This window comes from Rhodoferax sp. LS1R11 (assembly GCF_056521395.1).
Genome location: NZ_JBWMAW010000002.1, coordinates 82320 through 106442 on the forward strand (window position 1 = coordinate 82320; position 24123 = coordinate 106442).

A 24123-nucleotide genomic window follows, 5' to 3' on the forward strand; every position below is an offset into this window, starting at 1 on the left:
TACAACTGGCCGATGCGCTGGCCTACCCAAAGGACCTGTTTTGCTCTAGAATTTCGCAAATGCTGCGCTGCAGCATTTAATGACCCGGCAGCGACAGACCTGACTCAAGGAGGATCCGATGAACCTTCAAGATACCGTGGCCCACCTGTTTCCGAGTGGTGTCGTGACGCAAGGCCACCCTGAGGATGGCCGTTTTTTCGAAGTGCACGGACTGACGGCCAATGCGTCGCCCCAAAACTGCGCTGTGCTGGCCAGTGGCCAGTTCGAGTTTTCTGCCGCGCAAGGATGCCAGGACAGCTACCTGGTCAAGGTCGAGGACTTTGTGCTGTTTATCCGCATCTGCCCGACCCCATCAGGCAACCGGTACGCCGAGGTGGCGCTCCGGTCCGGCGCGGCGACAGACGCCCAGGCACAGGTGCATTGAGGTCAGGCACCCGTGCGGGGGCTCAAGCCCCGCAGCACTTCTTGTATTTTTTTCCGCTGCCGCAGGAGCAAGGGTCGTTACGGCCTGGCGTTGCCACGCGGTGGATCGTTTCCACACGGGGCCCGAGGTTGCGCCAGAGTTCGCGCAGGTCGTACACGGCCCACACGGCATCGGCAAATTCGTTCAGGCGCTTGAGGCTCATGCTGGGTGGGCCGTCGTCGTCAAAGACGGACAGCGTGGCGGGCTCCTTGTCGTCTTCGGTGATGGCCACAATGGCCTCGAGCGCGCCATTGAGCCATTTCACGGCCTCTTTGTCGCGCGGGGCGGCCCATTCCTCGGGCCAGGCCTCGACGACAAACATGAAGCCCAGGGCCCACACCTGGCCGAATGAGGGAATAGCCTCGCCTTCCATGGCGGCGCGCTCTTCTTCGGGCAGGGCCGCAATGGCGCCCCGCACGTCCATCACCTCGGGCTGGTAGGCCGCGTCGTCGTCCAGCGCCTTGATCTGGGTGTTGAGGGCCACGGCCACTTCGTTCCAGCGACGTGTCCAGAGTTCCAGAAAGCGCATGTGCTGCGCTTCGTCGGCAAACGAGCCTTCGTCTTCGCCGCCTTCGTCTCCGATAGCCAGCAGCACTGGCAGGTATTCAGAGGGGGGAATGACGCGGCGGCAGCAGATGAGCGCGGCCATGAAGCCTTCACAAAACTCCCACTGGGGCGTTTCGTCGTAGCGGCTGCGAAGCTCGTCGAGGATGGCGTCGATTTCGTCAAATTCATCCGCGCTCACAGGTTCGAGCGTCAGGGCAGGCAGTGTTTTTTCGGGGTCCGCGGGGGACAGGGGCAGGTCTTGGTTCATCCCCCTATTTTGCCTTGCCGGGCTTGCTGGTATCGTGCTGGCACAAGGAACCCACCCATGCTCGATTACCTGAACACTATTTTCCCCGTCCGATACACCGCCTTTGGGCTCAGTGGATTGGGCCTGTTGCTGAGCTTGTTCAGCCTGATTGTGTTTGGCCAGGGGGCGGCGGCCTTCGTCCTGTTTTCTGCACTGGTGGCCACGGGCGTGTATGACGTGCGCCAGGTCAGGCGGTCCATTCTGCGCAACTACCCCATCATCGGCCACCTGCGCTTCATGATGGAGTTTGTGCGCCCGGAGATACGCCAGTACTTCATTGAGAGCGACAGCGAAGCCACGCCGTTCTCTCGGGCGCAGCGCTCGCTGGTGTACCAGCGTGCCAAGGGCGAGTCAGACAAACGCCCGTTTGGCACGCAACTGACGGTGTACGAGGACGGCTACGAGTGGATGAACCACTCGGTGGCGCCCACCAAGCTGGCCTCGCACGACTTTCGCATCACGGTGGGCCCCGCAACGGCGCAGCCCTACTCGATGAGTGTGTTCAATATCTCGGCCATGAGCTTTGGTGCCTTGAGCGCCAACGCCATCCTGGCCCTCAACGCCGGTGCCAAGCGCGGTGGTTTTGCGCACGACACGGGCGAAGGGTCGATTTCGGTCCACCACCGGGTGCATGGCGGCGACCTGATCTGGGAGGTCGCCTCCGGCTACTTTGGCTGCCGCAACGACGACGGCAGCTTCAACGCCGACAAGTTCGCCGTCAACGCGCGGGACCCGCAGGTCAAGCTGATTGAACTCAAGCTCAGCCAGGGCGCCAAGCCCGGCCACGGCGGCATGTTGCCCGGCCCCAAGGTCACGACCGAAATTGCCGAGGCACGTGGGGTGCACGCGGGGGTGGACTGTGTGTCGCCCGCCTCGCACAGCGCGTTCACCACGCCCGTGGAGATGATGCAGTTCATTGCGCGGCTGCGTGAACTCTCCGGCGGCAAACCGACCGGGTTCAAGCTGTGCATCGGGCACCCGTGGGAGTGGTTTGCCATGGTCAAGGCCATGCAGGTCACCGGCATCACGCCCGACTTCATTGTGGTGGACGGTGCCGAGGGCGGCACAGGGGCGGCGCCGCTCGAATTCACCGACCACATCGGTTCGCCCTTGCAGGAGGGCCTGCTGCTGGTGCACAACACGCTGCGGGGCGCAGGCTTGCGCGACAAGATCAAGATTGGCTGCGCGGGCAAGGTCGTGAGCGCCTTTGACATCGCCCGCCTGATGGCGCTGGGCGCCGACTGGTGCAACAGCGCGCGCGGCTTCATGTTTGCGCTGGGCTGCATTCAGGCGCAGCACTGCCACACCGGCCACTGCCCCACCGGCGTGACCACACAAGACCCAGTGCGCCAGCAGTCGCTGGTGGTGCCGGACAAGGCCGAGCGGGTGTACAACTTTCACCAGCAAACGCTGCATGCACTCAAGGAGATGGTGCAGGCCGTGGGCGTGGAGCATCCGCAGGACATCACGGCCCACCACATCGTGCGGCGCACCGCCGACCGCAAGGTGCAGTCGCTGGCGCAGCTGATCCTGACCCTGTTGCCCGAAGGCGCCTTGCTGCAGGACGACCTGAGCAGCCTGCCGCTGATTTACCAGCACACCTGGCCGCTGGCCAGCAGCCACAGCTTTTCGCTACAAAATTAATAGCTGCCTGCGCACGTGAATAGAGGGCTGGAGGCTTATTTACGCGCTAGGAATTGGATAGCTTCATGCACAACGCATGAGCCTCCTCAAGCGCCAATGCGCGGCTGGCATAACCAGTCATGAAAAGATCATCAGGCAATATCCAATCCCATTTTTCTGGATTTCCAATTTGCTTTCTCGTTAGGACTTGCTCCGGCGATGGGCAGGGCTGGTTAGCGATTTTTGCCAATATGTCTACCAAGACGTCAGGAGTTGTGTGTCTCACCGCAACACAAATGCCATTGTTGTCCGCCTGTTTTCCTTGGTTCATCAACAGCACGACCAATGCCGCTTGTACTTGATCGCCTTCCCAAAGAAACAAGTAAACCGTATGACCTTCCACGACGTACCAAGCCTCATTCAGTTGCAGTGCCTTGTATTGCCGTTGAGCATCGCGCAATAGCGACTGCGCTGTCGGATCCAGCCAAACCGGCATCTCACAACCCACCAAGATCGCACGCATCTCCTGGCGAACACGCTGATGGACAGGCGTGCCGCAGCCTCTCGTCCTTGGCAGCTTTCCCATGCTTGATGCAGTCAACTCCACCAAACGTTTTTCGTGGTCAATGTCTTCAATGCGCCAGCGCCGACCGGCAAAGGTGATCACGTCGCCACGCGCACTGCTACCTTGCAGAGGCAAGGTACCAAGATCTTTGCCACCCTGTCGCAAACGATATTCCTGCGAATCCGGGAACGCGGCATAGAAGGTGTAATGGTTGACCATCTTTTCGCCCCGGGTGCCATGGAGCAAGAACTTGTTGGCGTCTTGCATTAGCAAGTCCTTGGCAGCCATGGCCCGCAGCAGCGCTATAAAGTTGGCTTCACTCACCCCTTTGAATGGCCCTGTTTGGCACAGCATTTGGTAAGCCTGCGCGGCAGTGGTGCCATGACGTTCTCCGACCAGACTAAGTACCTGTTGGATTAGCGTGGAGTAGTGCAACGCGCCGACCATGGATGGCTCATACCATTTCGCCAGAAAGAGCTGAATCACGGCCACGGCTTGCACCAAATCTTCGTACAGGCTGTCCATACAACCCGCACCAGGGCCGAGTGTTTCAGCAATGCAGTACTGCCACAACACCGCCACATCACCCTCGCGCCGCCCGGCTCTGCCAATGCGCTGGCACAGACTGGCTACCGTTTGTGGAGCACCTATTTGCACCACGCCTTTGATGGAACCAATGTCGATACCCATCTCAAGGGTGGTGGTGCAAATGGCACTGACGGGCAGATTGCCACGCTTAAGTTCTGCTTCGGTTTCCTCTCGCTCACTTTTGGCGAGCCGCCCGTGGTGTGGAAAGTAGGTCACCGGCAAACCTGCACCCTCGCAGCGTTTTCGCAAGGCATCGGCATAAAACTCAACCATGCCGACGCCTGCAGGAAACACCAAATAGTTGGCTCCGCGCAAGCGTTCAAACAACTCGTCAGCAATGGTCCAGTGTGCGTCCTGTTTGGTTTGAGTGGCGGTGTTCGATTGCAAAATGGCTTTGACGGCCAGTTGAATGTTTCGCTTTTCGCCGTGTGTCGCGACGATGTGGACTGCGGCCCCATGACCTGGGCGCAAAAATTCGGCGGCCAACCCCATATCACCGAGCGTGGCCGAGAGTCCTATGCGCTGCACACGCTGACCCAACTGTGCCTCCAGTCGGTGCAACAAACTCTGTAGCTGTCGGCCCCGAACATTGCCAATAAAGGCGTGCAGTTCGTCAATGACCACCGCTTGCAGCGCCGCAAAGATATGCCGCAGGTCCGCACCGCGCCGAAATAACAGCGACTCCAAAGACTCCGGGGTGATCAAGACCACACCGCGCGGGTCAGCAAAAAAAAGCTTGCGCGATGATTGACCCACATCCCCGTGCCACGGATAGACGGGAATGTCCATGCGCTCACAAAAAACCTGCAAGCGCTCCACCTGGTCGTTAATGAGTGCTTTGACAGGCCCCACATACAAAATCACACCTCGGGGCGACTCGGCAGAATCCGAACCCAATTCACCGGCATTGTTCGGGGCTGATTGCCCCTGCCACAAGCGGGTGAGCAGCGGTAAAAAAGCGGCTTCGGTCTTGCCAGCAGCGGTTGCCGCAGAGATGACGACATCGTCCCGGGTGTCAAGAATCAGGGGCAGCGCCTGCACCTGTGTATCTCTCAGTCCTTTCCAACCGAGTTCCCAAAGGGCGCGTTGCAAGGGCGGAGCCAGGCGTTTAAACATCTTGTATGACGCGCAATCCGATTTCATGGTGGACCCTGCTGACCAGAACGCTGATTGCTTGGATCAGACTTTCACGCTCCAGGGGTGCATCGGCTGCCAAATGGCCTTCTTCATAGCGTGCTTGGTGCGCGTAAATGGTGAACTCGTCCAAGCACCAAAATGCGTCAACCTCTGCGCCTGCATCCCTGAGCAGCACCAGCAGCCGGGTGATTTGATGCGTAAAGGGATAGGTGACCCCAATCGCACACATCCACGCCTTCAAACTCTTTTCAACAGCTTGCTGCACATGAAACCCAAAAATCTCGTCAGCAAAAATTTCAACATTGACCATCCCACCGAGCGCTTTAAGGTCCCGCTGTGCCACACGCATCATGGCATTGGCTTGCTTAATGTCGGACATGGATAACTCGTCCTTCCCGCTGTGCCCGCCCCACAACATGGTTGGGTGAGTCTTTCCAGTAGTCAAACTCGTCGCGACTGTAGATAAGTATGTCCAGGGCGCCCGGGAACTCGCGCAGCGCCTTTGACAGCCGGGTGTATTCGGCGCGGCGGCTCCGTTGCGCAGAAAACGGCTCCTGCTCGATCACCATCACGTCAACGTCAGAGTCCGCTCTAGCATCCCCCCGTGCATGCGAGCCAAACAGAATCACCTCCTGCGGGTCAACCTCTTGAACGATGACGCGCACCAGTTGGTCGATGGCTTCCTGTTTCAGCGTTTGCATGGTGTTATTTCCAGTCGTGGTTTATTGATAAAGTTGCCTTGCAAGGTTTGCCTTGCAAGGTTTGCCTTGCAAGCGTAACGCGCTATCAAAATAAATATACATCAGCGTAAAGCAGCAACATCATTCTGCTATTCATCCTATGCTGCCAGTCCTCTAAGCTGATTTATCCAAGCCCCGAAGTGCAAGCACTCGCGCTCCATCACTGCCAGCGTGATGCGCTCTGCGGCTTTGGGGCCATGCAAGGTCTTTTTGTATCTGGGAAGTAGCAGGAGTTCTAGCCGTTTGGACGGCTTGGTGTCAAAGCCGTTGTTGATGTGTTCTGGTGTCTTTGCGGCCGCGCGCACGCCCGACAACGCAGCCAAACTACCCAACCACGCAGGTTCAGTGTTGCAAAGTTCAACCACATCAGAGAACAACAAACCTTCAAATTCATATGGTTGGATGTATGGTAAAAACCGCTCTGCCCGGCACCCCACATGCGCAATGATGGCTTGGTGCAATGCTGCCTCCAGTGCCTGCACTCGCAGGTAAACATTCGGTTCTAGTTTGGCCGCAGCGAACCCTGGAAAGCTGGTGGGCAGCCCATACAAATCCAGCAGCGTCGTCACCACCGCGTGCGGATACTGTCTTGAAATGTTGCGCAGGTTGCGTTTCAAACGGTCAAACGACACCGCACCACCCCTGGCATCTTTGGAGGTGCTCAGCATCACGGGTTTGATGAAAATCTGGAAAGACCGTAAAGCAGGTGCCACCAGTTGCTTAATGAACACCTCTTCTGTAACGCCTTCGACAATGGCGATGACTTCCACCATCTCAGGGCCGCCCGCCCAAAATGTTGCGAAGCCAGAGTTCGCCCATCGAATACTCTTGCAGCCAGTCCGCCAGATCGGCCTGGGTGAAGCGCTTGAACGTGGAGGCACCATCGTCTTGCTCCACCACAATCACATCTTCAGGTGCTAGGGCATTGACAAGTTCAACCGACTGGGTTGACACGATAACCTGCTTGTCTTCAGCCACTTGTTTGAAAACATCCGCAAGTACGGCAATAGCGTAGGGGTGCAAACCTAGTTCTGGTTCGTCAACCAGCAGGGTATCTGGCAGCAGCTCAATGGGCTGTAACAACAGCGTGACCAGACAAATAAACCGCAAACTGCCGTCAGATAAGGTGCTGGCCCTGAAGGGTGTGTCTGGCATGCCTTTTTGCAACCATTCCAGTTCGATAGAGTCTGGCTCACCTGGGCGTTGTATAAAGTCATCAAAAAATGGCATTACCAGCCGAATGGTTTCAATGATGCGTGTGTAGGCCGCGGGATGGTCGAGCCGCAGCATACGCACATAGGCCGCCAGATTGGCGGCATCCGTTTTGAGACGCAGATTGTCATTGGTGGCGTGACGCTGCTTGACTCGGGCTGTGTCGCTGGTATCGTGAAAATGATAAACACGCCAGTTGCTGACGCAGGGATAAACCAATTTTGAACGACTGTCGCTTGCATCTTTGAGCTTCGACTCACTGTGCCCCTGGCCCAACAAACGGCTGGGGTTGGCTACCGGTAGCTCGCCGCCAAAATACAAGCTTTCTTCAGATTCAAAAATCAACCGATTGTCTAGCGTTGGAAGTAGATTAAATCGGTAGCCTTGCCGTATGCCCGGGTGCCCGGCCATGTCGAACTGAAAAGCCACATGCAGCCGCTCCGTCACCGCACGCCCAAAATGCAGCAGAGCATCTGGCCCGCCTTGTTTTTGCACATGAAGCTGCAAGTTCTGATCGACGGCTTCATGCAGCAAGCGAAACAAGTTGATGAAGTTACTCTTGCCCGCGCCATTGGCCCCAATCAACACGTTGAGTTGCCCCAATGGGAAGTTCTCAAGTGAACGAATTGATTTGTAGCCTTTAATAGTCAATGATGAAACGCTAGGCATTCAGGCCTCCGCAATAAAGTTAAACCAAGACGTGACTGTAAAGTCAAAGGCATGCCGAATATCCTCGGCTTCGAGTTGTGGGTATTCGCGCTGCAACTCGTGCCGCGGATGCAGGGCTGCCCGCTAACGACAGCGGGGTTAACAGTGATACGGTCAAAGCGATTCATGCCTGGATCTTTCTTGATAAGCATGATCTGAAACTTTACGTTTTCTGCCAAGCAGAAATGACTTTCAGTAACGCCTCTTTATTAACCAATATTTCACTATTGCCTTCCTCAAAGGCCATTTCATCAGTAAGTTCAATCGCGCGTTCATTCAGGTCATCAATTACTGCACCTGGAAAAAGATCGAGCGGTAAAAGAGCAGCGCGCAACTGAGCCAAAGTTACTTTTGAGAAACCTGAAATCCATATGACAACCTCCAAAAGCGAAGAGAAATCTCTGATACCCTTCGACTGCGAGTTTGTTATTGTCGCGCCCGTGTTTGCACCTCTTTCTTGGCGTATCAAAAAAATTGCTTTGGTTGCGGCCTGAATATGTGGAACTATTTCTCCACAATCCATTATTTTTATAATATATACCCGCTTTCGATTTGCATTCCCCCCTGACACTACAGACTGGACTACTTCGCGATAATAATCAGCAATTCCAGCAACAGTCTCCAAGAATTTAGAAGCTCCTACGATGAAGAATTTATTTGATATATCTAAACAATCACAAATAATTTTTGTGGCTTTTATTACTTCAAGATCCAATTCATCTTTGTGACTTATATTTCGACATATAAATTCTTCAAAATTCTTTTGATAAAGCTCTCTCTCGGTTAGAAAAATAGCAATTTCACGATACAAATTTGCCGCTCGATCCGCCAATTTTTTGAGCTCGATTAGGTTTCCATCAGTATTAATTCCTTCGAACGCAAGTTCATTATTTTCAGTTGAAAATATTGGCGCAAGAAAATTTTGAAAACCTATAAAAACGTTTAGCGTATTCATGAGATCTTCGATCACGTTCGTTAAATCCGAAAAACTTCTTAAGGATTTTAATCTTGAATGATTACGCATATCAAGCGGTGGATATTTTGCCAAATAAAATTTAACACCAAGTATTTCATCGTCAAGGAGTTGTGCGTACAGCAATAGCGTCCATTCTTTTGGACGCGTAGTCGCAATGTTCAAAGCCTTTTCACTAAAGCCCATTTCGGCAAGTTCCATAGTTTCCCTATTGCGTTTCACAAAATAAGATTTGTTAACTCGTCACCAGTGATTGAAGCGCCTCGCGCTGCATCCAGTGAAATGTATGTTTGCCCCAGCAGTGACAACCAATTCGCAGTTTTGTTCTGTTCCAGTACCGCCAGTAACCCAATAAATGCAGTAATCGTGGTGCGCGGTGTGCGAAACGTCGCCTCGCCAATGCGTTGCTCACAGTGGCGCATAAAGGCTGCAAATGCCTCATCCGGAAAAGGCGCAAAGTCTGGCTTGCCGCTGTTGTACGCGCAGTCCAGTTTGCGCAGCAAGGCAACAAATTGCTCTCGCCCCAAACTGCCAAGTTTTAGAACCGGGCCCGACATGTCCAGAAGGTCATCGCGTGCAAACGGGTTGTCCGCCAGCCGCGATTGCAGCGCCGGATAGCTGAAGAGCCCACGCCGCGGGTCCATCAGGAACTCGGGTGTGCCGCCCAACACAAAACCAAGCCCTTCAGCGGTGCCTTGCTCCAGATCGTTAAGAATGCGCAAAATCTGTTCGTAATTTCCGTTGCGCGCCTGGGTGTTGGCCAGCTTGTAGAGGTTGACCAGTTCGTCCAGACAAATGAGCAAGCCTTTGTAACCGGCCAAACGGCAAAATTTGGCCATGAGTTTGAGCTGATCGTAAAGGGCGGCGTCGCCAATGATTTCACGCACGCCAAGGGCACGTCTAGCGTCAGATTTGGCGGTGAATTCGCCGCGCAGCCAGCGGATGGCGTTGTCTTTGAGGGTATCGTCGTCTTTTTCGTAAGCACGCCAGTAGGCGGCAATCACCGTCGCGAAGTCGTAGCCCATGACGAGTTCGCTCAGATTGCCCAGCCGCTCGTGAATGATGTCTTCAGGCTTGCTGCCCGCCTTGCGCGCCTCAACCAGCGCGGTGGTGATGAATTTTTCAACCACCGTTTGGAGCGCACCGCCTTCTGGCTTGGTGCGGATGGCCATATTTTTCATCAGCTCGGCATAGAGGCTGCGGGCTTCGCCACCAGACGATTGCAGCCGACGACTGGGGTTGAGGTCAGCGTGAGCCACCACCAGCTGGCGGTCCATGGCCGCACCGCGTACCAGGTTCATGAAGAATGTTTTGCCGGAGCCGTACTCACCGATGACCAGGCGAAAGGCTGATCCACCATCGGCGATGTGATCCAGATTTTTCTCAAGTGCCGCGATTTCAGCATCACGTCCAACTTGAATGTGCCTGGCTCCCAACAAGGGGGTAACGCCTGCGCGCAGGGACTGAATGAGCGCGTCGCGTTCGCGCGGGCGTAGTGCTGGACTGAGCATGTTGGTCGCTTTTTTATCCCTGATGAAGAGGGCATCTTAAGTCATACATCTGCAGCCAAAGTACGTCGTGGAGCGTTATGTGGTCTTGGCTTTCTTCGCCATGATCAATTGTTCGAACCAAATTTTTATCTGGATTGGCGCGTCAACATGTGCTTGATGGCCGTGGCGTAAGGTAAGTGTGCCGTCTGGTCCAGTTCAGCTTGCAGTAGCGGTAGCCACTCAGATTCATTCAACTCTCGACTGGCCAGTCGTGGAGCGCTTTTCGCTATGATCTGGATGGATATCAGACGCCCGCACATCAGGCGCTAACCGCCATTTTTGTCAAAAATTTCAACGTGTTTGATCACCAACACGTCAGCACAATCACCGCATGCCTGCACACAACGTCAAATCCTGCTCCGTCGCCGCCATGGCAGGCATCTCCATTGTCATGGTGCTCATTGCGCTCGACCAGACGGTATTGGGCACGGCCGAACGGGTGTACAACTTTCACCAGCAAACGTTGCATGCGCTGAAAGAAATGGTGCAAGCCGTGGGCGTGGAGCACCCGCAGGACATCACGGCCCACCACATCGTGCGGCGCACCGCCGACCGCAAAGTGCAGTCACTGGCCCAGCTGATCCTGACCCTGTTGCCCGAAGGCGCCTTGCTGCAAGACGACCTGAGCAGCCTGCCGCTGATCTACCAGAACACCTGGCCGCTGGCCAGCAGCGACAGCTTTGCGCTACAAACTTCATAGCTGCCAGTGCACGTGGATAGTGGGCTAGAAGCCTATTTGGCATGAAAACACGGCTACCGACCGCCATGCCGACGACCTGTGACGTGCTGGTCGTCGGTGCGGGCCCGGCCGGCAGCGCCTGCGCCCAGTGGTTGGCGCGCGCCGGGATGGACGTCCTGCTGGTGGACCAGCAGGATTTTCCGCGCGACAAAATTTGTGGCGACGGGCTGATTCCCGATTCGCACGCCGCCCTGGCCAAGCTCGGCGTCTACGAAGAAGTGATGGCCCAGGCGCAACCGGCAACCGCCGTGGCCTGCTTCAGCCACCGCGGTGGGTGCGTCAATGTGCCGGGCACGCTGGCCGTGCTGCCGCGCAAGGTGCTGGACCATATCCTGTGCCGCGCTGCCGTGCGGGCAGGTGCCAGACTGCACACGCCGTGGCGGTTTGAGGCCCCGCTACTGGACGGCGAGACGGTGGTCGGCGCACGGCTGACTTCTGGTGCCTCGTCGCACGAGGTGCGCTCGCGTTGGGTGGTGCTGGCCACCGGTGCCGTACCGCAAGCCATGATCGCCGCCGGCCTGTGCCAGCGCCGCACGCCCACGGGTATTGCGATGCGCGGCTACGTCAAAAATGACGCCCTGGTGGGGCGCATCACCCAACTGGAAATGGTATGGCACAAGCGCCTGCAACGCGGCTATGGCTGGGTCTTTCCTGGTCCGGGTGGCATCTTCAATATCGGTGTGGGCCTGGTGGACGGCGTCGGTGCCGCAGGCTCGGGCGGCAACCTGCGTGACATGCTGAAAGCGTTTTGCGAGGTGCACCCGCCAGCGAAAGAGCTCATGGCCACCGGCACCCTGCTGGGGGACATGAAGGGGGCCCCTCTGCGCTGCTCGCTCGAAGGCGCCTTGTACACCCGCCCCGGTCTGCTGGGCACGGGCGAGGTGCTGGGCAGCACCTACGCCTTCACCGGTGAAGGCATCGGCAAGGCCATGGAAACCGGCCTGCTGGCCGCGCAGGTCATTCTGGACGGGCGCGCTGCCAGCACACCGGAAGCCCAGGTGCGCGCCGCCTATGAAGCCGCGCTCTTGGGGCTCAAGCCCCGTTTTGACCTGTATGAAAAAGCCACCCAGGTCACCGACCACCCCTGGCTGATGGACCTGCTGATCTGGCGCGCCCGCCACAGCCCGCGCGTGCTCCAACGCATGAGTGCCGTGCTGGACGAGACCGCCAACCCGGGCAATCTGGTCAGCGTGCGGGGTATCGTGAAGTTGTTTGTGCCGATCCGGTAAAAACCGGCGGCAGACGCCTATGCTATTGAATTTATAGCTACCTGTGCACGTACACCCTGGGCCAGAAGCCTTTTTGACATACAAAGCACGGCTGCATCCTTGCTCAGCAGCAAACACTTGTGGGCCACCGCCAGGTCGATGAACTTCTGGTCGTCGGGGTCGCGGCAGGTCACGCTGGCCTTGGGCGCCGCATCCACCATTTGCACCCGCGCGTCAAACTGCGCCAGCACCTGCGCCGCGGTGACTTGGTAAAACGCCATGCGCGCCACGATCTTGGGATAGGCCAGCACCCGCTCCAGTTCATCGTGCATCGCCTGCGTGGCAATCCACTGCAGTTTTTTATCAGCCAGCGCCACCCTCAGCGGCGGCGTGGCCGGGTCATTGAAGACAAACAGGTCCAGGACGATATTGGTGTCCAGAACAATCATTTGGCGCGCGCTGAGCCTTTGACCATGTCGAACTTGAACAAACGGCATTCGATGGGGCCGTTCCACATGGGCACGCGGCGCGACTCCTTGAGGCGCATCTTGCCGGGCAGCTTGAGGTCGGGGGTCAGCACCCAGGCGGTCCAGCCGGCATAGTTTTTCTTCCAGTGCGTGGCCAGCTGGCTGAAGAACTCGCCGCCGCCGTCGGTGTGGGCCAGTTCACGGGCACCAAAGCGGCCCACTTGCGCCTCATCCTCATCGTCGTAAGCGCCCAGCGAGCCCTTGGCCACGCCGCCCACGTCAATGCGCTCGCCATACGGCGGGTTCAGCAGCATCACGCCACCGCCGTCTACCGGGGGCATGCGCTGCAAGGCATCGCCGCCGCGGAACTCGATGACGTCGGCCACCCCGGCGCGCTGCGCATTGCGCTGGGCGAAATCGACCATGCGGTGGGCCACGTCGCTGCCAAAAATAATGGGCTTTTGACCGGGCTCGCGCACTACCTCGGCATCCGCCGCTTCCTGTTTCAGGCTCTCCCACTCCGCGCGGCGGAAGGGCAAATACTTTTCGAACGCAAACCGGCGACGGCTGCCCGCCGCGATGTTGCACGCGATCTGGGCCGCCTCAATCACCACGGTGCCGCTGCCGCAGCAGGGGTCGTACAAGGGCTGCAAATCTTCGTCGCCATCGGCCCAGCCACTGGCGGCAATCATGGCCGCGGCCAGGGTTTCCTTCAAGGGCGCATCCCCCTTGTCCTCGCGCCAGCCACGTTTGAACAGCGGCTCGCCCGAGGTGTCGATGTACAGCGAGCAGTGGTCGGTGGTGAGGTGGGTGTAAATACGCACGTCGGGCCACTGGGTGTTGACGTCCGGACGCACACCGCCCGCGGTCTCCCGAAACCGGTCGCACACCGCGTCCTTGATCTTGAGCGCCGCAAAGTTCAACGAGGTGAGCGGGCTGTGTTGCGCCGTTACCTCCACCTTGATGCTTTCCTTCGGCGTGAACCAGCGCTCCCACGCCACCTCGCTGGCGGCGCGGTACAGGTCCTGCTCGCCACGGTACTCGGTGTAGGACAGCAGCACCAGCACGCGCTGGGCCAGGCGGCTGTACAGATTGAGCAGCATGGCATGCGCCATGGAGGTGCGCACGGCCACGCCGCCGCGCTGCTTGGTCACGCAGCCTGGCGGCAAGCCGGTGATGCGCAGAATCTCGGGCGCCAGGTAGTCCTCGACGCCGGCGGCGCAGGGCAAAAATAATTGAAGTTGGTTCATGGTGTTCTGGATAAAGGCGCTACAGCGCCTTGCGCAAGGATGCGGGGGCAATCCGCAGACCTTCGCGGTATTTGGCCACCGTGCGGCGGGCGCAGTCGATGCCCTGCTCTTTGAGCATCTCGGAAATCTGGTTGTCGCTGAGCGGCTTGGTCACGCTTTCGGCGCTGATGAATTGCTTGATCAGGGCGCGCACTGCGGTGCTGGATGCGTTGCCGCCCGAGTCGGTGCCCAGGCCGGAGCCAAAGAAATACTTGAGCTCAAACGTGCCAAACGGCGTGGCCATGTACTTGGCCGTGGTCACCCGGCTGATGGTCGATTCGTGCAGGCCCAGCTCGTCGGCAATCTCGCGCAGCACCAAGGGGCGCATGGCCAGTTCACCATGGGTGAAGAAGCTCTTTTGACGCTCCACAATGGCGTTGCTGACCCGCAAAATCGTGTCAAAGCGCTGCTGGATGTTCTTGATGAACCAGCGCGCCTCCTGCAGCCGCTGCTGCAGCGCCGCAAAGTTGGACGACTCGCTACCGCCGCCCTTGTGCTGCTTGAGCGCGTTGGCGTAGATGTCATGCACCCGCAGGCGGGGCATCACCTCGGCATTGAGCCGCACCTGGAATTTGGCCTGAGCGCCCTTGCCGACCTTGACCACCAGCACATCGGGCACCACGATGTTGCGTTCCACATTCACAAACCGCCGGCCCGGCTTGGGCTCCAGGCGGGCGATGAGCGCAATGGCTTCGCGCACGGCGGCATCGGTGACCGCGCACACCTGAACGAGTCGCTTCACGTCGCGTCGCGCCAGCAGGTCCATCGGCTGGGCACAGATGCGCAAGGCCACCTTCAGGACCGACTGCAACTGTCGGGAGGCCGGGTCCGTCACCGCCCTGGCCAGCAAGGCCTTCAGTTGCAAGGTCAGGCACTCGGCCAGATGGCGCGCCCCGACCCCCGCGGGCTCCAGGCTTTGCAGCAGCGACAGCGCCACCGTGAAATGGTGCACCAGTTGTTCGACCTGCTCGGCATCGCCGTCCCCGGCCAGGCCCTGGGCCAGCGAGATGAGTGTGTCCTCCAGGTAGCCGTCGTCGTTCAGGGACTCGATCAAAAATCGCAGGGCGGCGCGGTCTTCCTCACTCAAACGCAAGGCCAGCGCCTGGCGGTGCAAATGACTTTGCAGCGACTCCTGGGTGCGCGCCATCTCGGTCACATCGGCGTCTTCGTTGCCGTTGAGGTTGTTGGTGCTGGGCTTGGCATCGCCACCCCACTCGCTGTCGTCGGGTGACAGGGAGGCGCTGCCATCGCCTTCCCAACTTTGGCCGTCGTCGGCGGACAGCGGCGTGACTTCAGTATCATTTTCGCCTGTAGCCCTCGTCTCTACTGCGTAGTCAGCTACAGTATTGGTAGCAGCTTCGGCATTGAGATCGTCATTGCGCACGGGCGTATCGGCCTGCGCCAGACCAAACTCCTCGCGCACCGGCTGGTCTGCGCCCAGCTCCAGAAACGGGTTGTCGTCCAGCATCTGGTCGACTTCCTGGCTCAGCTCCAGCGTGGAGAGTTGCAACAGGCGGATCGACTGCTGCAACTGCGGCGTGAGCGCCAGGTGCTGCGAAACACGGAGGGAAAGACCTTGCTTCATGTGCTCACCGCAGTGTCGGGCGCGTGAGTAAAGGCCGCCGCGCCGGGCCGCCCCAAGCAAGGCCAGCCCCCCTCGGGGGGCAGTGCAGTACACGCAGTGACAAACGTGGGGGCCATATATCTACATTTTGAAGTGTTCACCCAGATAGACCCGACGCACGTTGGCGTCGTTGACGATCTCGGAAGGTGTGCCCTCAGCGAGCACGGTGCCGTCGCTGATGATGTAGGCGTGATCACAAATGCCCAGGGTTTCGCGCACGTTGTGGTCGGTGATCAGCACGCCCAGACCCCGGGCTTTCAAAAAACTGATGATGCGCTGGATCTCGATCACGGCAATCGGGTCAATCCCGGCAAACGGTTCGTCCAGCAGAATGAACCGGGGCTGGGTAGCCAGCGCGCGGGCAATTTCAACCCGGCGCCGCTCGCCACCGGACAGCGCCAGGGCGGGCGTTTCCCGCAGGTGGTCCACGCGCAACTCCTGCAGCAGCTCGGTCAGACGTTTCTCGATCTCGGCTTTGCCCAGGGGTTTGCCGGCCTCGTCGCGCTGCAGCTCCAGCACGGCGCGCACGTTGTCTTCCACATTGAGCTTGCGAAAAATGGAGGCTTCCTGCGGCAGGTAACTCAGCCCCAGGCGGGCCCGCCGGTGAATGGGCATGTGCTCGATGGACTGGCCATCAATGGTGATGTCACCCGAGGTGGCGCGCACCAGGCCCACAATCATGTAGAACGACGTGGTTTTGCCCGCACCGTTGGGACCCAGCAGGCCCACCACCTCGCCTTTTCGAACCGTCAGCGACACGTCCTTGACGGCCTTGCGGCTGCCATAGAACTTCTGCAGGTGGCTGGCCACAAGCCGGCTTTCGCCGTTGAGGCCATCGGCCCGAGACGAGGCCTCGGCCACAGAGACGTCGTTCGTCACTTTTTCGGCTCCTCCGGCGTCGGGCTGGCGCGCAGCACCGGCGAAGGGCTTGCGCCGTTGGCCGCAGCAGGGTCCGACTTGGGTGTCAGCATGACACGCACGCGCCCGGCTGGCGTGCCCGGACTGGCCTTGGCCACTGAGCCATCAATCGTGAAAACGTCTGTGCTATTGTTGTAGAAAATAACGGCGCCGGTCATTTCGTCGTTCAGTTTGGTGCCCTGAAAGCGGCGCAGCTGCGCTTTTTTGATGAACTTGACGGTGTCGGCCCGGCTGTCGTACTCGATGGTCTCGCCTTCGCCTTCGATGTACTCATCCAGGCCTTCACGTTTTTGCCGGAAGTAGGCCAGCTTGCCGGGCTCCGAAGTCACCAGCCCGAACTGGTAACCCTCGGCGTCCTGGCGAACCTCAATTTTGGTACCCCGAATCACGATGCTGCCCTTGGTCAAGACCACGCCGCCGGTGAAGACACTGGTCTTCTTGGCGTCGTCGTAACGCAAGGTATCAGCTTCCACATTCATGGGCTTGTTGCGGTCCGCTTTGTCGGCGTGCGCGATTCCCCCCGAAAGGGCCAGCGCCGCGATCAAAAGCAGAGAGGAAAGTGATGATTTCATAAAGGCACGAATCTTGCATTAATACGTTGCCTTTGGATTGTAACGACGGTAAGCGTTGACTCAAGCCTGTTACGTCACAAATGCCTGAATCTGCTTGACAGACACGAGCTGTCGCTTAGCCGCAACGGCGTCCCGGCTGAACGCCCTGCCACCCGGGCCAGTTCAGCGAATGAGGTGATCACCGGCCCGTGCGAATGCCTGCCATCAGGTGCTCAGCTACTTTCAGTGCGCGCTCCATGCTCTTGGCCAACGAGCCATCGGTGTAAAAACGCCCGCCAATGCCCAGGGCGGGAACGCCTTCCACCTTGTAGGCGTTTTGCAACTGGGTGCCGCGAGACGCTTTGGTGGAGACGGAGAAGGAATTGAAGTGCTCCAGGAACTTGGCCTTGTCCACGCCCTGCTTGGCCACCCAGTCTCCGATGGGGCCGACCTTGTCCAGGCTTTGTTTTTCCACATGAATCGCGGCAAACACCTTGCTGTGAAGCTTGTCGATCAGGCCCATGGCCTCCAGGGCATAAAACAGGCGCTGCTGCGGCACGAAGTCGTCACGGAACGCGACCGGCACCCGGCGCACCATGACGTCTTTGGGTACGCGCTTGCTCCAGGCGTCAAAAGTGGGCTCGAAGGCGTTGCAATGGGGGCAGCTGTACCAAAAGAATTCAACAACCTCGATGATCCCGGCCTTGGCTTCGACGGCAGCGGGCTTCTCCACCACCAGATAATCCGTACCTGCCTCAGGCGGCTTCGCTTGCGCCTGGGCAGCCAACGGAACCAGTGCAGCCCCTGCAGCCGCACTGCAAGCCAGAGAAAATTCACGACGTTTCATCTTCAAATACTCCAAACAAAAAGATATCGGATCAGGATGGCGACGATAAGTTCGGTACTTCGCACCGTTCAGGGGGATTAACGCTGTACCCGGACCAACGCGGTGTCCATCCCGGCGGCGTCCAGTTTTTCCTTGGTTCGTTCGGCTTCGTCCTTTTTGTCAAAAGGCCCGACCCGCACCCGAAACACGGCCCGCCCGGCCTGTTCACGCTCGGTCACCCGGGCTTCTATGCCACTGAGAGACAATTTTGCACGCTGGCTTTCTGCGTCTTCGGGGGTGCGAAATGCGCCCGCCTGCACGAAGTAGGTGAATGGTTCAGCGGTCGCGCCAGAGGACTTGGCCTTGGCGAGATCGCCCAAGGGGTCCACGCTGCTGGCCGACTTCACGTCAGCTTTCGTTTTCGGAGCTGTCGTGGGGGCAGCGTCTGAGGCCGCCGTAAAAGCCGGTTTGGCCTTGACCACAGCCACAGGAGGCGCAACCACCGCCGCTCCGTCGGCTGGCGCCGTCTCAGTCACCGGAGCCGGAGCGGGTGTGATGGGCTTGGCCGGGTTCTTGCCATACAAAGGGGTGTTGGGGTCCCAGTCTTTGTTCTTTTTGCTCTCGGCCACATCCATATCGGCCGTACGGCTTTGCCATTTGCTGACAAACGGGACCGGGACTTTGGTGACATAGACCGCCACGGCCAACGCCGCAGCCAAACCGACCACAACCCCAACAATGAACCCCAGGATGGTTCCACCACGTTGCTGTTTCATTCGCTGTCTCTCTCTCTTTGTTTACATCTTTTGCGGGGCACTCACACCCAGCACGGCCAAACCATTGTGCAACACCTGCGCCGTCGCGGCGACGAGCGCCAGACGGGCCAGCTTGACGGCTTCATCATCGACCAGAATGCGCTCGGCATCGTAGTAGCTGTGGTAGCAAGCAGCGAGTTCGCGCAGGTAGAAAGTGACATCGTGCGGCGCAAAGTCCACCGCCGCAGCAGTCAGCATGTCAGGGTACTTGGCCAGCAACAGCATCAGCGCCTGGGCTTGCGGGCTTTGCAGCGCGGAGAGATCCACATCCTTGAGCGTCGCCGCATCGCCGCCGTCCTTCTCGCGCCAGGCCGCCAGCACCGAACAAATGCGGGCGTGGGCGTATTGCACGTAGTACACCGGGTTGTCGTTGTTCTTGGCAATGGCGAGGTCCACATCGAAGGTGTACTCGGTGTCAGGCTTGCGGCTGAGCAGGAAGAAGCGCACGGCATCCTTGCTGGTCCACTCGATCAGGTCGCGCAGCGTGACATAGCTGCCCGCACGCTTGGAGATTTTGACCTCTTCGCCCCCACGCACCACCCGTACCATGGTGTGCAACACATAGTCCGGGTACCCTTGGGGGATGCCCACATTGGCCGCCTGCAGCCCCGCCCGCACGCGGGCGATGGTGCCGTGGTGGTCGGTGCCCTGGATGTTGACCACCTTCTCAAAGCCCCGCTCCCACTTGGTGATGTGGTAGGCCACGTCAGGCACAAAATAGGTGTAGCTGCCGTCGCCTTTGCGCATGACGCGGTCCTTGTCGTCCCCGTACTCGGTGGACTTGAGCCACAGCGCGCCGTCCAGCTCATAGGTCTTGCCGGCGTCCTGCAGGCGCTGGACCACCGCGTCAACCTTGCCACTGGTGTACAGGCTGGATTCCAGGTAGTAGTTGTCAAACTTGACCGAGAAGGCCTGCAGATCCAGGTCTTGTTCATGGCGCAGGTAGGCCACGGCAAATTGGCGAATATCGTCCAGCGCCTCGACATCGCCTGACGCCGTGAACTCGCGGTCATCTGACTTGACCGTCTTTTTCGCCAGAAAGTCCGTGGCAATGTCGGCAATGTAGTCCCCGTTGTAAGCCAGCTCGGGCCACTCGGCGTCGCCCGGCTTGAAGCCCTTGGCGCGCAGTTGGGTGCTGTTGGCCAGTGTGCCGATCTGCACCCCGGCGTCGTTGTAATAGAACTCCCGGTGCACGTCCCAGCCCTGGGTCTGAAACAGGTTGCAAATTGCGTCACCCAGGGCGGCCTGGCGGCCGTGGCCCACATGCAGCGGCCCAGTCGGATTGGCCGACACGAACTCCACCAGCATGCGGTGGCCCGTTGGAGCCTGCGCACCGAACGTGGTGGTCTGGGTCAGCACCTCGCGCACGATCTGCTGTTTGGCCTCGGGTTTGAGTTTGATGTTGATAAAGCCGGGACCGGCAATGTCAATGGCCTCGACCCAGCGCTGATAGGGCACCGCGGCCAGCAAGGCCGAACGCAGGGTCTCGGCCAGTTGGCGCGGATTGAGTTTGAGCGGCTTGGCCAGTTGCATGGCAGCGGTGGTGGCCAAGTCGCCATGGGCCGCGACTTTGGGCGACTCAAAGGCGGCTTTGGCACCGGCGCCGGGTGAGAGGTTTTCCAGGGCTTGCGCCAGGGATTCGAGTAATTCAATTTTTACAGACAGCATCCGTCGATTTTACGAGGCACGCCAGACCCGAAAAATGGACATACCGCCAACATTGTCACAAGGCGTTGCCGCCGGGTTTGCCAAACAGGGTGTTCTATGCTGGAATATCGCCCGGGATCCCCCTCAACTCGTTTCGACAGGAAGCATGATGAAGAAATTATTGACCCTCCTCGCCTTGGGCTTAACTCTCTCTCTGGGCACCGCCCACGCCGCGGATGCGGATGCCAAGACGCCCCAGCAGAGCAAAATGGGCATGTGCAACAAAGACGCGGCTGACAAAAAAGGGGATGAGCGCAAAGCCTTCATGAAAGAGTGCCTGAGCGCCAAGAAAGAAACCCAACAAAGCAAGATGAAAACCTGCAATGTGGACGCAGGCGCCAAGAAGCTCAAGGGCGACGAGCGCAAGGCCTTCATGAAAGAGTGCCTGAGCAAGTAAACCGCTTACCACGCAGGCGGCGTCATGATTTGACGCCCCAAATTGCAAAAAAACCCCGCCAGCGACGCTGGACGGGGTTTTCTTTTGGCATGATTCGGCCATGATGACCCGCTCTACCCAGTCTCCCTCCATCTCCTGCGTGATTCCCGCCTTCAATGAGGCGCGCAACCTTGGCGCTGTGGTGCCCCAAATTTTGAACGTGCTCTCCTTTTTGAGCGACGCCGTCGAGCTGATCGTGGTCGATGACGGCAGCCGGGACGACACCACCCAGGTCATGAAGGCCCTGTGCGCCGCCCACCCGCAGGTGGTTTACCTCAAACTCTCGCGCAACTTTGGCAAAGAACCCGCCCTGACAGCGGGCATCGACGCAACCCGTGGCGACGTGGTGGTCTTGATGGACGCTGACGGGCAGCACCCTGTGGCCCTGGTGCCTGAAATGTTGCAAAAGTGGAAAGACGGTGCGGACGTGGTCTATGCGGTGCGCAAAACCCGTGAAGACCAGTCCGGACTGCAGGTCAGCCTGACGGGCTTGTTCTACAAAATGGTGAATTTTGGTAACCGGGTGAAGATTCCTGCCAATGCGGGCGACTTCCGGCTAATGGACCGCAAGGTGGTGCAGGCCCTGAAAAGCCTGCCCGAGCGCAACCGGTTCATGAAGGGGCTGTACGCCTGGGTCGGCTTCAACAGCACGGCCATTGACTACCAGCCGCTGCCCCGTGCCGACGGCAAGAGCAACTTTGGCCTGCGGGGCTCCATTTCGCTGGCGCTCACCGGCATGCTGGCGTTTTCCATCGCGCCCTTGCGCGCCTTGACCGTGGTCGGACTCGCCTTGTCAGCCATTGCCCTGGGCTACGGCGCCTGGGTGGTAGGGGAGTACTTCATCACCGGCATTGCCGTGCCGGGCTATGCCACGATCGTGGTCGGCATGATGTTTTTCAGTGGCATCCAGCTGTTGTCCGTGGGTGTGCTGGCGGAGTATGTGGGCCGTATTTACGAAGAGGTCAAGCAGCGGCCTGCCTATCTGATCAGCCAGCGCGAAGGCAGCGGCCTGCAGGCACCCGCCCTTGCTGCCGGTGCCGAGTTGCCCCTTGCAAGCGGCCAGGCCTCGTTTCTTTGAGCCCCTCCACCTTCTGGTTTTTGGCCGTGGGGGGCGCGGCAGCCCTCACCCACATGGTGGTGTTCGCGCTGGCGCAAGACCACATGTGGCCCGAGATAGCCAATGCGCTGGGTTTTTTCATTGCGTTTTTTGTCAGCTTTGCGGGTCACCGGCTCCTGAGCTTCAAGGATTCGGCCACCAGTGTGGGCACCAGCCTGGGCCGCTTTGCCGTGACCGCGCTGGCCGGTTTTGCCAGCAATGAACTGGTCTTCATGGTGCTGTTGCGCGGGCTGGGCTGGCCCTCGCTGCTGGCTTTATTTGTGGCCCTGGTCTTTGCAGCCGGGCAAACCTTTGTGTTCAGCCGCTTTTGGGCCTTCCGCCGCTAAGCCCTTGCCTGACTGGTAGAGCACCCAGCCAGCGCCCTCAAAAAACACGCTCCAGCCCGCCAGACCCTCGGTCATTTTGTTGCCCGTGCGTGCAGCAAACCAGTTGCCAGCCACCGCACCGGCCTTGGCCAGTTCTTCAGGCCCTTGCAGCAAGCGGGTGGCCTGGGCATCAAAATCAGCGCCTTCAAACAACTCGCGCTGCCAACCGTCACCGACCTGCTTGCGCAACAGGGGCCAGTTCTCCAGCACCACCATGGGTTTGCTCGTCTGGGCATAAAACGGCAGGTCGTAAGGAAAGGCATCCGACACATAGACCGTGTCAGTCGGTGTTGCCTCGCAGGCCAGCGCCAGGGCAATATCTTGCGCGCGCCCGGTGCGGGTGACGTCCCCCACCTTGAGGACCAGTGCAAGTGCCACGCCAATATTGAGCACACACAGCGCCGCAAAAATCTTGCGTGACGCCGCGCGCGGGGCCATGACACGCTCCCAGCCCAGGGCCGACAACAGCGCCATGGCGGGAATCACCGGCAGAATGTAGCCAATCAGCTTCGAGTTGGGAATGGAGAAAAACGCGAGGATGGCCCCGGCCCAGATCCAGCACAGACTGTGCCACTCTTGGGCCATGGCACCCGGCGCCTGAGCGGTCTGGGGGCGCACCTGCTTCAACGAAAAGAACACCCAGGGGAACAGCAGCAAGGCAATCGACAACAGGTAAAACCACCAGGGTTGCGGGTTGTTGTAGGTGGCGGCGGTGTAGCGGTTGAGCTGCTGCCCGATGAACATGTAGTTAAAAAGTTGCGGGTATTTTTGCTGGGCAATCACGAACCACGGCAAGGCAATGGCGGCGAACAGAGCCAGGCCGCTCACCCAGGGCAGGTACAGCAATTTTTTGAACTGGCGCGTCCAGATCAGCCAGAGGAAAATCACCAGGCCAGGCAGCGCAATGCCGATCAGGCCTTTGCTCAGCATGCCAAAACCACAGGCCATGAAACCCACACGAGCCCAATTGGCGTGAGGTTTGTCACCCGCCATGAAGGCAAACGCAAAGCACCAGATGGCCACCCCAATCCAGGCCGCCACCGCCATGTCGTGGTTCACGTACTGACCGCCGATCAAAAAGGTCAGGCTGGTGCCCAGCATGATGGCGGCACGGCGGGCGATGCGTTCGGTGCTGATGGTGCGCGCCGCCAGATACAGGGCGGTGAGCATCATGCCCACATGCAGCGCCGGCACCAGTCGCAGCGCCAGTTCGTTGACGCCAAAGACTGCCAGGGACATGGCCTCCAGCCAGTAGACATAAGGCGGTTTATGGAAAAAGGGAATACCGTTGAGGCGCGGTGTGAGCCAGTCGCCGCTTTGCAGCATCCAGCGGCCGATTTCGCCATAACGGCCCTCGTCGGGCACCGCCAGAGGCCGCAGGGCCGCCATGATCAGCAGCAGGGTCCAGAGTCCGGCCAGGGTCAGCCAGGATTTTTGTCGTTCGGTCAGGGAGGTATTCACCGGCGGATTTTAGCGGGGACCGGCGCGGGTAAATAATTTACGCCCGCATTTCATCTGCATCGCGAAAAATGTAATCTCCCTGACTTAGTCAAGGTTTCTAATCTTGGCTGGCCAGGCGTCACAGGGGACCTGAGCAACAGTGCGCAACCCCTGACTTTTCAGTTAGAGCGCATAAGCGCGTATGGACG

At 58.9% G+C, this 24123-nt stretch carries 24 protein-coding genes; 7 read left to right on the plus strand and 17 right to left on the minus strand.

Annotation, left to right across the window (positions count from 1 at the left end; translation table 11 throughout):
• Positions 1 to 118: 118 nt before the first annotated feature.
• Positions 119 to 424, plus strand: a complete 306-nt coding sequence (locus tag AC097N_RS03110) for a hypothetical protein (RefSeq protein ID WP_479579280.1) — start codon at positions 119 to 121, stop codon at positions 422 to 424.
• Positions 425 to 446: 22 nt separating this feature from the next.
• Here AC097N_RS03110 and AC097N_RS03115 read toward each other — a convergent pair whose 3' ends face one another.
• Positions 447 to 1277 (minus strand): YecA/YgfB family protein, encoded by an 831-nt coding sequence (locus AC097N_RS03115; RefSeq protein ID WP_479579281.1) that lies wholly within the window; start codon positions 1275 to 1277, stop codon positions 447 to 449.
• Between the two features lie 57 nt (positions 1278 to 1334).
• Between AC097N_RS03115 and AC097N_RS03120 the strand changes: the two genes are divergently transcribed.
• Complete coding sequence (locus AC097N_RS03120) at positions 1335 to 2960, plus strand: FMN-binding glutamate synthase family protein (protein WP_479579282.1); 1626 nt, start codon at positions 1335 to 1337, stop codon at positions 2958 to 2960.
• A gap of 46 nt (positions 2961 to 3006) precedes the next feature.
• On the opposite strand, the gene AC097N_RS03125 is transcribed toward AC097N_RS03120, so the two are convergent.
• The 7 genes from AC097N_RS03125 to AC097N_RS03155 form a co-directional block, all read right to left on the minus strand.
• The gene (locus tag AC097N_RS03125) at positions 3007 to 5184 is read right to left on the minus strand and encodes a DEAD/DEAH box helicase (RefSeq protein ID WP_479579283.1); all 2178 of its coding nucleotides are present in this window, start codon (positions 5182 to 5184) and stop codon (positions 3007 to 3009) included.
• A gap of 16 nt (positions 5185 to 5200) precedes the next feature.
• The gene (locus AC097N_RS03130; protein WP_479579284.1) at positions 5201 to 5608 is read right to left on the minus strand and encodes a HEPN domain-containing protein; all 408 of its coding nucleotides are present in this window, start codon (positions 5606 to 5608) and stop codon (positions 5201 to 5203) included.
• Entirely contained in the window at positions 5595 to 5930 is a 336-nt protein-coding gene (locus tag AC097N_RS03135) for a nucleotidyltransferase domain-containing protein (protein ID WP_479579285.1), read from the minus strand. Before AC097N_RS03135 ends, AC097N_RS03130 begins: the two co-directional genes overlap by 14 nt.
• A 137-nt stretch (positions 5931 to 6067) precedes the next feature.
• A complete protein-coding gene (locus tag AC097N_RS03140; protein WP_479579286.1) occupies positions 6068 to 6739 on the minus strand; it encodes a DUF4276 family protein in 672 nt (223 codons plus the stop codon).
• Between the two features lie 4 nt (positions 6740 to 6743).
• Positions 6744 to 7850 carry an AAA family ATPase gene (locus tag AC097N_RS03145; RefSeq protein ID WP_479579287.1) on the minus strand — a complete coding sequence of 369 codons (1107 nt, stop codon included), beginning with the start codon at positions 7848 to 7850 and terminating at the stop codon, positions 6744 to 6746.
• Between the two features lie 202 nt (positions 7851 to 8052).
• Entirely contained in the window at positions 8053 to 9063 is a 1011-nt protein-coding gene (locus AC097N_RS03150) for a hypothetical protein (RefSeq protein ID WP_479579288.1), read from the minus strand.
• 17 nt (positions 9064 to 9080) lie between these two features.
• Entirely contained in the window at positions 9081 to 10373 is a 1293-nt protein-coding gene (locus tag AC097N_RS03155; protein ID WP_479579289.1) for an ATP-binding protein, read from the minus strand.
• Positions 10374 to 10743: 370 nt separating this feature from the next.
• On the opposite strand from AC097N_RS03155, the gene AC097N_RS03160 reads away from it, so the two are divergent.
• Both AC097N_RS03160 and AC097N_RS03165 read left to right on the plus strand, forming a co-directional pair.
• On the plus strand, positions 10744 to 11112 hold the full coding sequence (locus AC097N_RS03160; RefSeq protein WP_479579290.1) for a hypothetical protein: 369 nt from the start codon (positions 10744 to 10746) through the stop codon (positions 11110 to 11112).
• A gap of 41 nt (positions 11113 to 11153) precedes the next feature.
• Entirely contained in the window at positions 11154 to 12380 is a 1227-nt protein-coding gene (locus AC097N_RS03165) for an NAD(P)/FAD-dependent oxidoreductase (protein ID WP_479579291.1), read from the plus strand.
• A gap of 17 nt (positions 12381 to 12397) precedes the next feature.
• On the opposite strand, the gene AC097N_RS03170 is transcribed toward AC097N_RS03165, so the two are convergent.
• From AC097N_RS03170 to argS, 8 genes are all read right to left on the minus strand, one after another.
• Entirely contained in the window at positions 12398 to 12808 is a 411-nt protein-coding gene (locus AC097N_RS03170; RefSeq protein ID WP_479579292.1) for a putative toxin-antitoxin system toxin component, PIN family, read from the minus strand.
• A complete protein-coding gene (locus AC097N_RS03175; protein ID WP_479579293.1) occupies positions 12805 to 14076 on the minus strand; it encodes a THUMP domain-containing class I SAM-dependent RNA methyltransferase in 1272 nt (423 codons plus the stop codon). The genes AC097N_RS03170 and AC097N_RS03175 overlap by 4 nt, the downstream gene beginning before the upstream one ends.
• A 19-nt stretch (positions 14077 to 14095) precedes the next feature.
• Positions 14096 to 15700, minus strand: coding sequence for an RNA polymerase factor sigma-54 (gene rpoN / locus AC097N_RS03180; protein ID WP_479579294.1), 1605 nt, complete (start codon positions 15698 to 15700; stop codon positions 14096 to 14098).
• Positions 15701 to 15820: 120 nt separating this feature from the next.
• Positions 15821 to 16618 carry an LPS export ABC transporter ATP-binding protein gene (gene lptB / locus AC097N_RS03185; protein ID WP_479579295.1) on the minus strand — a complete coding sequence of 266 codons (798 nt, stop codon included), beginning with the start codon at positions 16616 to 16618 and terminating at the stop codon, positions 15821 to 15823.
• Positions 16615 to 17229 (minus strand): lipopolysaccharide transport periplasmic protein LptA, encoded by a 615-nt coding sequence (lptA, locus tag AC097N_RS03190; protein ID WP_479579296.1) that lies wholly within the window; start codon positions 17227 to 17229, stop codon positions 16615 to 16617. Before lptA ends, lptB begins: the two co-directional genes overlap by 4 nt.
• 178 nt (positions 17230 to 17407) lie before the next feature.
• A complete protein-coding gene (locus tag AC097N_RS03195; RefSeq protein WP_479579297.1) occupies positions 17408 to 18055 on the minus strand; it encodes a thiol:disulfide interchange protein DsbA/DsbL in 648 nt (215 codons plus the stop codon).
• Positions 18056 to 18132: 77 nt separating this feature from the next.
• Positions 18133 to 18810 carry an SPOR domain-containing protein gene (locus AC097N_RS03200; protein WP_479579298.1) on the minus strand — a complete coding sequence of 226 codons (678 nt, stop codon included), beginning with the start codon at positions 18808 to 18810 and terminating at the stop codon, positions 18133 to 18135.
• A 21-nt stretch (positions 18811 to 18831) separates the two neighbouring features.
• Positions 18832 to 20517, minus strand: coding sequence for an arginine--tRNA ligase (gene argS / locus AC097N_RS03205; protein ID WP_479579299.1), 1686 nt, complete (start codon positions 20515 to 20517; stop codon positions 18832 to 18834).
• Between the two features lie 148 nt (positions 20518 to 20665).
• Between argS and AC097N_RS03210 the strand changes: the two genes are divergently transcribed.
• The 3 genes from AC097N_RS03210 to AC097N_RS03220 all read left to right on the plus strand — a co-directional run bounded on the left by AC097N_RS03210 (position 20666) and on the right by AC097N_RS03220 (position 22435).
• Complete coding sequence (locus AC097N_RS03210; protein WP_479579300.1) at positions 20666 to 20953, plus strand: PsiF family protein; 288 nt, start codon at positions 20666 to 20668, stop codon at positions 20951 to 20953.
• A gap of 103 nt (positions 20954 to 21056) precedes the next feature.
• Positions 21057 to 22070, plus strand: a complete 1014-nt coding sequence (locus AC097N_RS03215) for a glycosyltransferase family 2 protein (protein WP_479579301.1) — start codon at positions 21057 to 21059, stop codon at positions 22068 to 22070.
• Positions 22067 to 22435 (plus strand): GtrA family protein, encoded by a 369-nt coding sequence (locus tag AC097N_RS03220; RefSeq protein WP_479579302.1) that lies wholly within the window; start codon positions 22067 to 22069, stop codon positions 22433 to 22435. Before AC097N_RS03215 ends, AC097N_RS03220 begins: the two co-directional genes overlap by 4 nt.
• Here AC097N_RS03220 and AC097N_RS03225 read toward each other — a convergent pair.
• Positions 22364 to 23935, minus strand: a complete 1572-nt coding sequence (locus AC097N_RS03225; RefSeq protein WP_479579303.1) for an ArnT family glycosyltransferase — start codon at positions 23933 to 23935, stop codon at positions 22364 to 22366. The two genes, AC097N_RS03220 and AC097N_RS03225, sit on opposite strands and share 72 nt — an antisense overlap.
• Positions 23936 to 24123 lie beyond the last annotated feature (188 nt).